A 12,544-nucleotide genomic window follows, 5' to 3' on the forward strand; every position below is an offset into this window, starting at 1 on the left:
AGAGGATCGGGGCGCGGGATGACCCGTGGTTGGACTACCGCTACGCTGCCACCCGTGTTTGGGGATGTGATGAGAACCCGTCGTACCCTCTTCAACCGTCCGGGCGCACACTCGTTCGTGAGTGTGGTCCGGCGCGGTGCCGTCGCGGCTGGCGCCCTCGCGGTCGCCGCCCTCACGGTGCTTCCCGCGGCGACCGCCAACGCGGCGACCGCGAACGTCGTCCGCCAGGACCTCTCCATGCAGGTCGGTGCCGACGGTTCGACGAAGGTCACCGAGACGATCGACTACGACTACGCGTCCGGCAACGCCGGCCTCACGCGGACGTTCCTCACGCGTGCGCGGTACAGCGACACCGAGGACCGCATCTACCGGATCGGGTCGATCGAGGCCGAGTCCGGCGGTGCCGAGGTGCCGACGAAGGTCAGCGAGCAGGACGGCTCGACGACCGTCGACCTGGATCCCGGCAAGCAGCTCGACGGCCGCAAGAAGTACACCCTGACCTACGTCGTCGAAGGCCTGCTCGCACCGGCGACCGACGGTATGACCCTGAGCTGGACACCCGTCAGCGGATGGAAGGTCCCGGTCAAGCAGGTCAACATCAACGTCATCGCGGCGAAGCAGCCGACCCACGTCTCCTGCACCGCGGGTGCGGTGGGCAGCTCGATGCCGTGCACGCTCTCGCAGGCGGGTGGCGAAGGTGTCACCGGCAGCAAGTTCCTGCAGAACAACCTGCAGGCAGGCGGAGCGATGTCGACCAACGTCGGCTTCCCGACCGGCACCGCCGACGGCGGCCCGATCCTGGAGAAGCGGCACACCCTCGCGACGGCGTTCTCCGTGACACCGTTCACGGTCGCCGCGCTCGTCGCCGTCGTGCTGATCGGCGTCGTCGGTCTCTGGCTGCTCTGGCGGCTGCGTGGTCGCGACTCGCGCTCGGTGGCGGCAGGCTCCGACACCGGTGGCCGCCGTCCGTTCCACGAGCAGGACGAAGCCGTCGTCTTCAGCCCGCCCGGAGGCCTGCGTCCTGGTCAGGTCGGCACGCTCGTCGACGAGCAGGCCGACGTGGTCGACGTCGTCGCCACGATCCTCGACCTGGCGGTGCGCAACTACATCTACGTCGAGGAGCTCGGCGGGGCACGTCCCGACTGGCGGCTGCACAAGCGCAACGAGCCCGGCGACGAGCTGCTGCCGTACGAGCGCGCGGTGTTCGACGAGCTGTTCGACGACGGCGACACGGTGCTCGTCTCCGACCTGCGCACGGTGCTGGCGAACGACCTGCCGCGCCTGCGCGACCTCATGTACAGCGACGTGGTCACCCAGGGCTGGTTCGCCGCCCGGCCCGACCGGGTGCGTTCGCGCTGGCTCTGGGGCGGCGTCATCGTCGCGGTCGTCGGCGTGATCGTCACCGTCCTGCTGGCGCTGTTCACCTTCGACGCGCTCGTCGGCCTCGCGGTGGTGGTCGTGGGTGTCGGGATTGCCGTCGCCGCGGAGTACATGCCGTCCCGCACGGCACGCGGCAGTGAGGTGCTCGGCCAGATCAACGGCCTGCGCCAGTACCTGCGCGGTGCCGACCCGGCCGACATCCCCGCGGAGCAGCAGGAGATCCTGTGCGCCCGGCTCGTGCCGTACGCGGCGCTGTTCGGCGCGGAGGACCGCTGGTCCCACGCGCTGGCCGAGTCCGCCGACGTGGGCGAGGAGGGCTTCAGCTGGTACGGCGGGCCCGAGGGCTGGCGCCGGGAGGACCTCGACGACTCGGTGTCGAACTTCCTCGTCGACGTGACGGGTGCGATCTCCACCTCGCGCCCGCTCCGCGGCGTGGTCGGAAGCTGACCTTCAGGTAACGGGCACCTACCCGGGCGCGGTGGCGAGAGATCTCGCCACCGCGCCCGTTGGTAGTGTCCTCGAACGGGGAATCGGAAGCGCGGTCGACGATGGCCGGCGGAGGAGCAAGAGGGGTTCTGGCTGTGACTGTTCGCGTGGGCATCAACGGATTCGGCCGCATCGGTCGCAACTTCTTCCGGGCCGTACTGGCACAGCGACCCGACGTCGAGATCGTCGCGTTCAACGACCCGATCGGCGACGTGAAGTCGTTCGCACACCTGCTGAAGTACGACTCGGTGCTCGGCCGCCTCGCCGACGAGGTCGCCGTCGCCGGTGACGGCATCACGGTGGGCGGTCGCCAGGTGCGGGCGTACGCCGAGCGCGACCCGGGCGCGATCCCGTGGGGCGACGCCGGCGTCGACGTCGTGGTCGAGTCGACCGGTGTGTTCACCGACGCCAACGTCGCCCGCAAGCACGTCGAGGCGGGCGCGAAGAAGGTCGTCATCTCGGCGCCGGCCAAGAACGAGGACCTCACGATCGTGATGGGCGTCAACGACCAGGCGTACGACCCCGCGTCGCACACGGTCGTGTCCAATGCCTCGTGCACCACCAACTGCCTGGCCCCGATGGCGAAGGTGCTCAACGACACGTTCGGCATCCAGCGCGGCCTGATGACGACGATCCACGCGTACACCCAGGACCAGAAGCTGCAGGACGGCCCGCACTCCGACCTGCGGCGCGCGCGTGCCGCGGCGATCAACATCGTGCCGACGTCGACGGGCGCGGCCAAGGCGATCGGTCTCGTGCTGCCCGAGCTCAAGGGCAGGCTCGACGGCTACGCGCTGCGCGTGCCCGTACCGACGGGGTCCGCGACCGACCTCACCGCCACGCTCGGCAGGTCGACGTCGGTCGACGAGGTCAACGCGGCCATGAAGGCCGCGGCCGAGGGTGAGCTCAAGGGGATCCTCACCTACACCGACGAGCCGATCGTCTCGTCCGACATCGTCACCGACCCGGCGTCCTGCATCTTCGACTCGGGCCTCACGAAGGTGATCGACGACCAGGTGAAGATCGTGGGCTGGTACGACAACGAGTGGGGCTACTCGAACCGGATCATCGACGTGGTCCGGCTCGTCGGCGCCGGTTCGGCCGGCTGAGGGCGGCGATGAGAGGGATCGACGACCTCGACGTCTCGGGCCGGCGGATCCTCGTCCGCTCCGACCTCAACGTCCCGCTCGAAGGCGACCGCATCACCGACGACGGGCGGGTGCGGGCGAGCGTGCCCACGATCCGCACGCTCCTCGACCGCGGGGCGCGGGTCGTGGTGTGCGCCCACCTCGGGCGGCCGAAGGGCGAGGTCCGGCCCGAGCTGTCGCTCGCGCCGGTCGCGCGCCGTCTCGCGGAGCTGCTCGGCACCGAGGTCGCGTTCGCCGGTGACGTCGTCGGCGACGACGCGAAGGCGAAGGTCAACGGCCTCGGCGACGGCCGGGTCGCCCTGCTGGAGAACCTCAGGTTCGAGGCGGCGGAGACGAGCAAGGACGACGCAGAGCGGGCCGCGTTCGCCGACCGGCTGGCGGCGTTCGCCGAGGCGTACGTCGGCGACGGCTTCGGTGCCGTGCACCGCAAGCACGCCAGCGTGTACGACGTGCCCGAGCGCCTGCCGCACGCCGCGGGCGGGCTCGTCCTCGCCGAGGTCGAGGTGCTTCGGCGACTCACGAGCGCGCCCGAGCGACCGTACGTCGTGGTGCTCGGCGGCGCGAAGGTGTCCGACAAGCTGGGGGTCGTCGAGGGCGTGCTCGACGCGGCCGACCGGCTGATCGTCGGCGGTGGCATGGCATACACCTTCCTGAGGGCACAGGGGCACGAGGTGGGCAGGAGCCTGCTCGAGGCCGACCAGGTCGACGCCGTGCGCGGATACCTGGAGCTGGCGGAGAAGAAGGGCGTCGAGGTCGTCCTGCCCGTCGACGTCGTCTCCGTCGAGGAGCTCGCCGAGGGGGCGGAGTCCGCGGTCGTCGCGTCCGACGCGATCCCCGCCGACCGGGAGGGCGTCGACATCGGGCCGGCGACCGCGCGGCTGTTCGCGGAGAAGCTGGCCGACGCGCGCACCGTCTTCTGGAACGGCCCGATGGGTGTCTTCGAGATCGAGCAGTTCGCCGTCGGCACGAAGGCGGTGGCGCAGGCGTTGACGGAGGTCGACGGCCTCACCGTCGTCGGCGGCGGCGACTCGGCCGCGGCCGTCCGCGCGCTCGGGTTCACCGACGACCGGTTCGGTCACATCTCCACCGGCGGCGGCGCCAGCCTGGAGTACCTGGAAGGCAAGACCCTTCCCGGTCTTGCCGTATTGGAGAGCTGATGGCCAAGCCCGGACGCAAGCCCCTGATGGCCGGCAACTGGAAGATGAACCTCAACCACTTCGAGGCCATCGCCCACGTGCAGAAGCTGGCCTGGTCGCTCGACGACAAGCACTACGACGCCGTCGACGTGGTCGTGCTGCCGCCGTTCACCGACCTGCGCAGCGTCCAGACCCTCGTCATGGGCGACAAGCTGCTGCTGCAGTACGGCGGCCAGGACCTCTCGAAGTACGACAACGGCGCGTTCACCGGTGACGTGTCCGGCGCGATGCTGCGCAAGCTCGGGTGCGCCTACGTCGTCGTCGGGCACTCCGAGCGGCGTGAGCACCACGACGAGGACGACGCCGAGGTGGGCACGAAGCTGAAGGCCGCCCTGAAGCACGAGCTGTCCCCGATCCTGTGCGTGGGTGAGCGGCTCGACGTGCGCGAGGCCGGGGAGGCGGAGGCGTTCACGCTGGCGCAGGTCGACGCCGCGCTGGCGGGTGTCGACGCCGCGGCCGCGAGGAACGTCGTAGTGGCGTACGAGCCGGTGTGGGCGATCGGCACGGGCAAGGCCTGCTCGCCCGAGGACGCCCAGGACGTCTGCGCGGCCATCAGGACCCGCCTCGCCGAGCTGTACTCCGGCGACGTCGCCGACCAGGTGCGGATCCTGTACGGCGGCTCGGTCAAGGTCGACAACATCAAGGCGATCATGAAGCAGCCGGACGTCGACGGCGGACTCGTCGGCGGCGCGAGCCTCGACCCCGAGACCTTCGCCCGCCTGGTGAGGTACCAGGAGATCCCGGTCTAGGGTTGGGCGGGCTCCCGGTTCGCCCGGCGGATCGCGTACCCTGTTCCAGCAGCCTGACCACGCCGAAACGGAGTGCCCAGCAGTGGATGCCCCATGGATCAAGCTCTCCCTGTCGATCGTCGTGATCGCCGCGAGCTCGTTGATGATCCTGTTGGTGCTCCTGCACAAGGGCAAGGGCGGGGGATTGTCGGACATGTTCGGCGGCGGGTTCACGTCGTCGGCCGGCAGCTCGACCGTCGTGGAGCGCAACCTCGACAGGTTCACCGTCGTCGTCGGTGTCGTCTGGTTCGTCAGCCTCATCGCACTCGCCGTGATCACGAAGACGTGAGCACGCCGGCAGGCGGCCCCCAGGTCACGACCGGCCCCGTCCCGCCTGCCCAGGGGTTATCCTCTTCTCCGCCCCCCGATCACGGGACCGGTCACGGACCCTTGGTCGAGAGCACCGTGCAGTGAACGTGAAGGGTGAAATCCGTGCCAGGTGGTAACGCGATCCGTGGCAGCCGAGTCGGCGCAGGCCCGATGGGTGAGGCCGAGCGTGGCGACGAGGCGCCACGCATCAGGATGTCCTACTGGTGTGCCAACGGTCACGAGAGCGTTCCCTCGTTCGCCAGTGACATCGCCCTGCCCGAGACGTGGGACTGCCCGCGCTGCGGCTACCCGGCGGGCACCGACAAGGCCAACCCGCCGTCGCCGTCGCGCACCGAGCCCTACAAGACGCACCTGGCGTACGTGAAGGAGCGGCGCAGCCCCGAGGACGCCAAGGCGATCCTGCAGGAGGCCGTCGACAAGCTGCGGGCGAGCGGCGTCCGGTTCTAGTGTCCTAGCGGCGGAGGCGCCGGCATGTCCGAGGCTGCGCGGTCAGGTGGTGAGGCCACCGCTCAGCCGACCCTGGTCTCGGGAGACGTCACCCTCCGTCCATGGCGGCTCGGCGACGAGTCGACGATCGGCCTGAGCCGCGACTCGCCGGTGCTGTCGCGCATGCAGGAGGCCATCCGGCGCTGGCACCAGGGATACGCGGACGCCCGCAGCATCGTCAGCTACCTGGTGGTCCGCACCTCCGACCCGGTGCCGCTCGGCACCTGCCAGGTCCGCGACAGCGGCGACGACGTCGGCGAGGTCACCTGGACGACGTACGCGCCGTACCGCCGCAAGGGCTACGCCACCGACGCGCTCCTCACGCTGTGCCGCTACGCGTTCGACGAGCTCGGCATGGTGCGGCTGGAGACCTACCTCGCCGTCGACGACAGGCCGTCGCAGCGCGTGGCGGCACGCAGCGGCTTCGTCCGCGAGGGCCTGCTGCGCGGCAAGCGGTCCGACGGTGACCGCCGGCGCGACCTGCTGCTCTACGCCCGCCTGGTCAGCGACCCTGTCCCCGTCCTCCGCCTCCCCACCCGCCGCCGCGCCCGCTGACAGCGGGGACGTCAGTGGGCGGAGGTGCGGAGTAGGTCGCCGGGGACCCGGGAGGCCGCGGGGCGGTCGAGGAGGAACAGGGTCTCCGAGCGGCCGCGGGCGCCGGCGGCCGGCACCTGCACCGGTCCGGCCCCGCTTAGCGCCATGCGGACGGCGTCGGCCTTCTCCGCGCCCGCGGCGAGCACCCAGACCTCGTGGGCCGCCAGGATCGAGGGCAGGGTCAGCGAGATCCGGATGGGCGGCGGCTTGGGCGCGCCGCGCACGGCGACGACGGGCCGCTCGTCGTACAGCGCGGGCATGCCGGGGAACAGCGACGCCACGTGGGCGTCGGGCCCGATGCCCAGCATGAGCACGTCGAACTCCGGGACGTCGGAGTGGTCCTCGGGTCGCGTCGACCTGGCGAGGTCCTCCGCGTACGCCTCGGCCGCCGCCTCGGGGTCGGAGCCGTACGCGCCGCCCGCGGCGGGCATCGGGTGCACGCGGGCAGGGTCGAGCCTGACGTGGTCGAGGAGCGTGGCGCGGGCGGAGGTCTCGTTGCGGTCGGGGTGACCGTCGGGGAGGAAGCGCTCGTCGCCCCACCAGATCGAGAGGTGCGGCCAGTCGATCGCGTCGCGGGCGGGGGAGGCGCGCAGGGCGGCGAGCACGGCAGTGCCGATGCCACCGCCGGTCAGCACGACCGACGCGTGTCCGCGGCTCGCCTGCGTGTCGACGATCCTGGTGACCAGTCGGGCGGCGACGGTCTGGGCGAGAAGCTCGCTGTCGCGGTGCACGTGGACCGCGGGAGTGGCGCTCATCAGTAGACGCGCCCGCTTCCTCGTTCGCCTTCGGCAGGTACCGCGGCGATGCTATGACCGGTTCCGGAAGTATCGCGATCCCTACCTGCGGCTCGCTCGTCAGCTCCTGCGCTCATGTCGACCTCTTCTTCACCTTGCGCTGCCCCGAGTTGCCGTTGATCCGCTTCGCGTGCGCGGCGAGGGTCTCGCTGTAGACCTCGTCCGGGTCGAGGCGGCGGAGCTCCTCGGCGAGCAGCTCGGAGATGTCCCTGCGCGGTAGCGAGACCCGCCGATCCGGGTCGCCAGGCCGGGACAGTGTCGCCAGCCGGCCGTCGGGTCGGTGCAACGTGATCTCGCCGCCTGGCACGGTCAGGGAGACGCCGGTGATCCCCGGTCCGCGGCTCGCCACGCGTTCGACCTTGACGCGCAGGCGCTGCTGCAGCCAGCTCACCAGCAGGTCGCCGCTCGGGTTGCCGCGCGCCGCCGACACCCTGCCACCGCGGATCCGACCGGGGTTCTGGTCGATCGCGGCGGCGAGCAGGGTGCGCCACGGGGTCAGCCGGGTCCAGGCGAAGTCGGTGTCGCCGGGCCGGTACGTCGTCGCGCGCTGCGGCAGGGTGCGTCCGCCGCGGGGGCTCGACGCGGCGTCGGTGACCCGCCGCTGGGCGATCCTGCCGAGCTCGGTGTCGGCGACGTCGACGGGCGCGCTGCCCGGCCACCACACGACCACCGGGGTGTCCGGCAGCAGCAGCGGGAGGACCACCGAGTCGGCGTGCTGCCCGAGCCGGCCGGCCAGCCGCAGGACCACGCACTCGACGAGTCCCGTCTCGCTGCCGACGGTGACCTCGGCGTCGAGGCGCGCCTTCTCCCGGCCCGAGTGCCTGATGACGGTGAGGATCCGGCAGGGGTGCTCGCGGGCAGCCTCGGTCGCCGCGCGCAGCGCCTCGTCGTGGTCCGGCTCGGTCGCCACGACCACCAGCGTCAGCACCATGCCGACGGCGGGGCTGCCGCTGTGCCGGCGCGCGTCGAGGAGGGCAGCCGCGACCGCCGAGCTGTCGGTGTCGGTCAGGTCGATCCGCATCGGGGTGTTCCCTTCCTCAGGGCCGGCGCCAGCTGCGGCCGTCGCGCGCGAGCATCTGGTGGGCCGACTCGGGTCCCCAGCCGCCGGACGGGTACGGATCGGGTCTGGCCCTCGAGGCCCAGTGCTCCTCGATCGGGTCGAGGATCTGCCAGGACAGCTCGACCTCTTCGTGCCGCGGGAACAGCGGCGGGTCACCGAGCAGCACGTCGAGCAGCAACCGCTCGTACGCCTCGGGGCTCGCCTCGGTGAACGACTCGCCGTACGCGAAGTCCATGTTGACGTCGCGGACCTCCATCGCCGTGCCCGGCACCTTCGAGCCGAACCTGACGGTGACGCCCTCGTCCGGCTGCACCCGGATCACGATCGCGTTGTGGCCGAGCTCCTCGGTGGCGGTCTCGGCGAACGGGAGGTGCGGTGCGCGGTGCAGCTCGAGTGCGATCTCGGTCACCCGGCGGGCCAGCCGCTTGCCGGTGCGGAGGTAGAACGGCACGCCCGCCCACCGGCGGGTGTCGACCTCGAGGCGCACCGCCGCGTACGTCTCGGTGGTCGAGCTCCGCGTGATGCCCTCCTCCTGGAGGTAGCCGCCGACCTGCACGCCGCCCTGCCAGCCCGCCGCGTACTGACCCCGCGCGGTGTGCAGGTCGAGGCGCGCCGGCAGCTTGACCGCGCTGAGCGCCTTCTCCTTCTCCATCCGCAGGTCGCGGGCGTCGAAGGAGATGGGCTCCTCCATCGCGACCAGGGCGAGCAACTGCAGCAGGTGGTTCTGGATGACGTCGCGCGCGGCGCCGATGCCGTCGTAGTAGCCGGCGCGGCCGCCGATGCCGATGTCCTCGGCCATGGTGATCTGTACGTTGTCGACGTAGTTGCGGTTCCAGATCGGCTCGAACATCGTGTTGGCGAACCGCAGGGCGAGGATGTTCTGGACGGTCTCCTTGCCCAGGTAGTGGTCGATGCGGAAGACCGAGTCGGGCGGGAACACGGCGTCGACGGTGCGGTTGAGGTCGCGTGCGGACTCGAGGTCGTGGCCGAACGGCTTCTCGATGACGACGCGCCGCCAGCCGGTGCCCTGGTCGGCGAGTCCCGACGACTTCAGCTGCTCGACCGTACGCGGGAAGAGCCCGGGCGGCACCGAGAGGTAGAACGCGTGGTTGCCGCGGGTGCCGCGCTCGCGGTCGAGGTCGTCGACGGTCTCGCGCAACCGCTCGAACGACGGGTCGTCGCCGAGCTCACCCGGCACGAACCGGCAGCCGTCGGCGAGCTGCTGCCAGACCGTCTCGCGGAACGGGGTGCGGGAGTGTGCCTTGACCGCGTCGTGCACGATCTTGGTGAAGTCCTGACGCTCCCAGTCACGCCTGGCGAACCCCACCAGCGCGAAGCCCGGCGGCAGCAGGCCGCGGTTGGCCAGGTCGTAGATCGCCGGCATCAGCTTCTTGCGTGACAGGTCGCCGGTGACCCCGAAGATCACCAGGCCGCAGGGACCCGCGACCTGCGGCAGCCGCCGGTCTCGCTGGTCGCGAAGCGGGTTGGTCCACTGCGTGCGGGCAAGGCTCACGAGTGCTCCGTCTCGGCAGTGTGCTCAGCCGATGGCGGCGAGCAGTTGGCGTAGGCCCGTGGTGCGGTAGGTCAGGTGCAACCGGACGACGGGGAATCCCTTGTCGTGCAGGACGTCGTAGTCGCCGGCCGCCTGCGCGGCGATGAGGCGGCCGAACGTGTACGGCCGGTCGGGCACGTCGAGGTCGGTGTCGACGGCTCCGGTGATCTCCAGGAACCCGCCGTTCGGGTGACCGCCCTTGTGGTACTGGCCGGTCGAGTGCAGGAAGCGCGGGCCCCAGCCGAACGTGACCTGGACGCCGAGCCGCTCCGCCAGGGCGACGCGCAGTCGCTCGGCCTCGGCGTCGCCGACCCGGTCGAGGTACGCGAGCACGGCGAGGTAGCCGCGGTCGGGGACCCGGCCGGCCAGCGCGTCGACCGCCTCGCGCAGGGTGCGTGCACCGGCGAGCAGGTCGGCGTCGGCGTAGACCTCGACGGCGCCGTCGACGAGCGCGGGTGCGGCGGCGCCGTCCGGCGCGGGTTCGTCGAGCAGCTCGCGTGTCCGCTTCTTCGCCTCCTCGACGTTGGGCTGGTCGAACGGGTCGATGCCGATGACGCGGCCCGCGACCACGACCGCGGTCTCCCAGAGCAGCATCAGGGCGCCGAGCGGTCCGGCCGTCGACACGTGGTCGACCCGGGGGACCCTGAGGCCGATCGCGACGGGCGTGCAGTCGTCGCCGGCGTTGCGCCACCCGGGCCCGGCGACCCCGCCGGCGTCGACGGGCAGGAGCCCGCGTCCCTCCTTGCCGGTGGACTCGGCGACGAGCTGCTCGGTCCACGCGGCGAAGCCGGGCAGGTCGGAGCCGTGGTCGCCGAGGACGACCTTCTCGCGTCCCGCCTCGTGCGCGCCGCCGAGCACCGCGCCGAGGACGAGCGCCGGGTTGTCCGCGGAGTCCTCGGCGAGCGTGGCCATCGCGTCCTCGGCGTCGTCGAGGAGCTGCGACACGTCGGCGCCGGCGAGGCCGGCGGGCACCAGCCCGAAGGCGGTGAGTGCGCTGTACCTGCCGCCGACGTTCGGGTCGGCGAGGAAGGTCCTGCGGTAGCCCTCGCGTTCGGCGAGCTCGGCGAGTGGCGACCCGGGGTCGGTCACGACGACGATCCTGCTCGCGGCGTCGATGCCGGCCTCGGTGAACGCCTGGACGTATGCGCGGCGCTGGCTGTCGGTCTCGACGGTGCCGCCGGACTTGCTCGACACCACGACGACGGTGCGGTCGAGCCGCTCCTCCAGCGCGCGCCGGACCACACCGGGGTCGGTGCTGTCGAGGACCGTCAGCTCGACGTCGGCCGCCGCCGTGATCACCTCGGGCGCGAGCGAGGACCCGCCCATGCCGCACAGCACGACGCGGTCGATCCCGTCCGCGCGCAGCGAGGCGCGCAGGGCGTCGATCTCGGCGAGCAGTGGACGGGACGTGCGCGCCAGATCGACCCAGCCGAGCCTGACCGACGCCTCGGACTCGGCCGCCTCGCCCCACAGTGTGGTGTCCTTCGCGGCGACACGGCTCGCGACCTTGTCGCGCACGAGCCGGTCGAGGACGTCGGCGTACGCCGGGCCCTGGACGGTGACCGTGAGGCCGGGGTCGGAGGAGACGCCGGGGCTGACGCTCATGTGGCGGTATCCGGCGCGAGGCGTCGGAGCTCCGCGGTGACGGCGTCGATCAGCTCGTTCCAGGAGGTGGCGAACTTCTCCACCCCCTCCTCCTCGAGCACCCGGACGACGTCGTCGTAGGAGATGCCGATGTCGTCGAGGGCGCGGAGCGCGGACCTCGCGTCGTCGTAGTGAGCGCGCACGGAGTCGCCGGTCACCATGCCGTGGTCGGCGGTCGCGTGGATCGTCGCCTCGGGCATCGTGTTGACGACGCCGGGCGCGATGAGCTCGTCGACGTAGATGGTGTCGGGCATCGACGGGTCCTTGGTGCTCGTCGACGCCCACAGCGGACGCTGCGGACGGGCACCGGCGGCGCCGAGCGCCTGCCAGCGCTCGCTGCCGAACTTCTGCTCGTACAGCTCGTACGCGAGCCGCGCGTTCGCGATCGCCGCCTTGCCCTTCAGCGCGTTGGCCGCGTCGCCGCCGATCTTGTCGAGGCGCTTGTCGACCTCGGTGTCGACCCGGCTGACGAAGAACGACGCCACCGAGCCGATGAGCGAGAGATCGCGGCCGACCTTGCGCGCACGCTCGAGACCCTCGAAGAACGCGTCGATCACGTCGCCGTAGCGGTCGAGCGAGAAGATCAGCGTGACGTTGATGCTGATGCCCTCGGCGAGGCACTGGCTGATCGCGGGCAGGCTCTCCACCGTGGCCGGGATCTTGATGAACAGGTTGGGCCGGTCGACCAGCCACCACAGCTGCCGCGCCTCGGCGATGGTGGCCTCGGTGTCGCCGGCGAGACGGGGGTCGACCTCGATCGAGACCCGGCCGTCGACGCCCGCCGTGGAGTCGTAGACCGGACGCAGCACGTCGCACGCCCAGCGGATGTCGTACGTCGTGATCATCCGCAGCGCCTCGCCGACGTCGACGCGGCGGGCCGCGAGGTCACGGGTCTGGTCGTCGTACTTGTCGGACCCGGTGATCGCCTTCTGGAAGATCGTCGGGTTGCTCGTCACGCCGACGACGTGCTGGTCCTGCACGAGCTCGGCCAGGTTGCCGGAGGCGAGCCGCTCCCGCGAGACGTCGTCCAGCCAGATCGCGACGCCCTCCGCGGACAGCCGCGCCAGGATCTCACTCATCGTCTGC

At 71.5% G+C, this 12,544-nt stretch carries 12 protein-coding genes; 7 read left to right on the forward strand and 5 right to left on the reverse strand.

Annotated features, from left to right (window positions below):
• The first annotated feature begins 18 nt into the window (after positions 1-18).
• From GEV10_00500 to GEV10_00530, 7 genes are all read left to right on the forward strand, one after another.
• On the forward strand, positions 19-1,827 hold the full coding sequence (locus GEV10_00500) for a DUF2207 domain-containing protein (protein ID MQA76956.1): 1,809 nt from the start codon (positions 19-21) through the stop codon (positions 1,825-1,827).
• A gap of 134 nt (positions 1,828-1,961) precedes the next feature.
• Positions 1,962-2,975: a type I glyceraldehyde-3-phosphate dehydrogenase gene (gap, locus tag GEV10_00505; protein ID MQA76957.1), complete on the forward strand. Its 1,014-nt coding sequence runs from the start codon at positions 1,962-1,964 to the stop codon at positions 2,973-2,975.
• 8 nt (positions 2,976-2,983) lie between these two features.
• Positions 2,984-4,171, forward strand: a complete 1,188-nt coding sequence (pgk, locus tag GEV10_00510; protein ID MQA76958.1) for a phosphoglycerate kinase — start codon at positions 2,984-2,986, stop codon at positions 4,169-4,171.
• Between the two features lie 26 nt (positions 4,172-4,197).
• Positions 4,198-4,959, forward strand: coding sequence for a triose-phosphate isomerase (locus GEV10_00515; GenBank protein MQA76959.1), 762 nt, complete (start codon positions 4,198-4,200; stop codon positions 4,957-4,959).
• A gap of 97 nt (positions 4,960-5,056) precedes the next feature.
• On the forward strand, positions 5,057-5,287 hold the full coding sequence (gene secG, locus GEV10_00520; GenBank protein ID MQA76960.1) for a preprotein translocase subunit SecG: 231 nt from the start codon (positions 5,057-5,059) through the stop codon (positions 5,285-5,287).
• Between the two features lie 143 nt (positions 5,288-5,430).
• Positions 5,431-5,775, forward strand: coding sequence for an RNA polymerase-binding protein RbpA (locus GEV10_00525; GenBank protein MQA76961.1), 345 nt, complete (start codon positions 5,431-5,433; stop codon positions 5,773-5,775).
• Positions 5,776-5,799: 24 nt separating this feature from the next.
• The gene (locus tag GEV10_00530) at positions 5,800-6,369 is read left to right on the forward strand and encodes a GNAT family N-acetyltransferase (GenBank protein ID MQA76962.1); all 570 of its coding nucleotides are present in this window, start codon (positions 5,800-5,802) and stop codon (positions 6,367-6,369) included.
• 11 nt (positions 6,370-6,380) lie between these two features.
• Here GEV10_00530 and pgl read toward each other — a convergent pair whose 3' ends face one another.
• The 5 genes from pgl to tal form a co-directional block, all read right to left on the reverse strand.
• Positions 6,381-7,163, reverse strand: a complete 783-nt coding sequence (gene pgl / locus GEV10_00535) for a 6-phosphogluconolactonase (protein ID MQA76963.1) — start codon at positions 7,161-7,163, stop codon at positions 6,381-6,383.
• 112 nt (positions 7,164-7,275) lie between these two features.
• Positions 7,276-8,223 carry an oxidoreductase gene (locus GEV10_00540; protein ID MQA76964.1) on the reverse strand — a complete coding sequence of 316 codons (948 nt, stop codon included), beginning with the start codon at positions 8,221-8,223 and terminating at the stop codon, positions 7,276-7,278.
• 16 nt (positions 8,224-8,239) lie between these two features.
• On the reverse strand, positions 8,240-9,775 hold the full coding sequence (locus tag GEV10_00545; protein ID MQA76965.1) for a glucose-6-phosphate dehydrogenase: 1,536 nt from the start codon (positions 9,773-9,775) through the stop codon (positions 8,240-8,242).
• 24 nt (positions 9,776-9,799) lie between these two features.
• On the reverse strand, positions 9,800-11,419 hold the full coding sequence (locus GEV10_00550) for a glucose-6-phosphate isomerase (protein MQA76966.1): 1,620 nt from the start codon (positions 11,417-11,419) through the stop codon (positions 9,800-9,802).
• Positions 11,416-12,537, reverse strand: coding sequence for a transaldolase (tal, locus tag GEV10_00555; protein ID MQA76967.1), 1,122 nt, complete (start codon positions 12,535-12,537; stop codon positions 11,416-11,418). The genes GEV10_00550 and tal overlap by 4 nt, the downstream gene beginning before the upstream one ends.
• Between the last annotated feature and the right edge of the window lie 7 nt (positions 12,538-12,544).

The organism is Streptosporangiales bacterium (genome assembly GCA_009379955.1).
Taxonomy (GTDB): Bacteria; Actinomycetota; Actinomycetes; order Streptosporangiales; family WHST01; genus WHST01.

What these genes read in the sequence shown, in the direction of transcription:
- GEV10_00500 (MQA76956.1), top strand. Translation starts at nt 19, where the DNA reads ATGACCCGTGGTTGGACTACCGCTACGCTGCCACCCGTGTTTGGGGAT.
- pgk (MQA76958.1), top strand. Translation starts at nt 2,984, where the DNA reads ATGAGAGGGATCGACGACCTCGACGTCTCGGGCCGGCGGATCCTCGTC.
- GEV10_00515 (MQA76959.1), top strand. Translation starts at nt 4,198, where the DNA reads ATGGCCGGCAACTGGAAGATGAACCTCAACCACTTCGAGGCCATCGCC.
- GEV10_00530 (MQA76962.1), top strand. Translation starts at nt 5,800, where the DNA reads ATGTCCGAGGCTGCGCGGTCAGGTGGTGAGGCCACCGCTCAGCCGACC.
- pgl (MQA76963.1), bottom strand. Translation starts at nt 7,163, where the DNA reads ATGAGCGCCACTCCCGCGGTCCACGTGCACCGCGACAGCGAGCTTCTC.
- GEV10_00540 (MQA76964.1), bottom strand. Translation starts at nt 8,223, where the DNA reads ATGCGGATCGACCTGACCGACACCGACAGCTCGGCGGTCGCGGCTGCC.
- GEV10_00550 (MQA76966.1), bottom strand. Translation starts at nt 11,419, where the DNA reads ATGAGCGTCAGCCCCGGCGTCTCCTCCGACCCCGGCCTCACGGTCACC.
- tal (MQA76967.1), bottom strand. Translation starts at nt 12,537, where the DNA reads ATGAGTGAGATCCTGGCGCGGCTGTCCGCGGAGGGCGTCGCGATCTGG.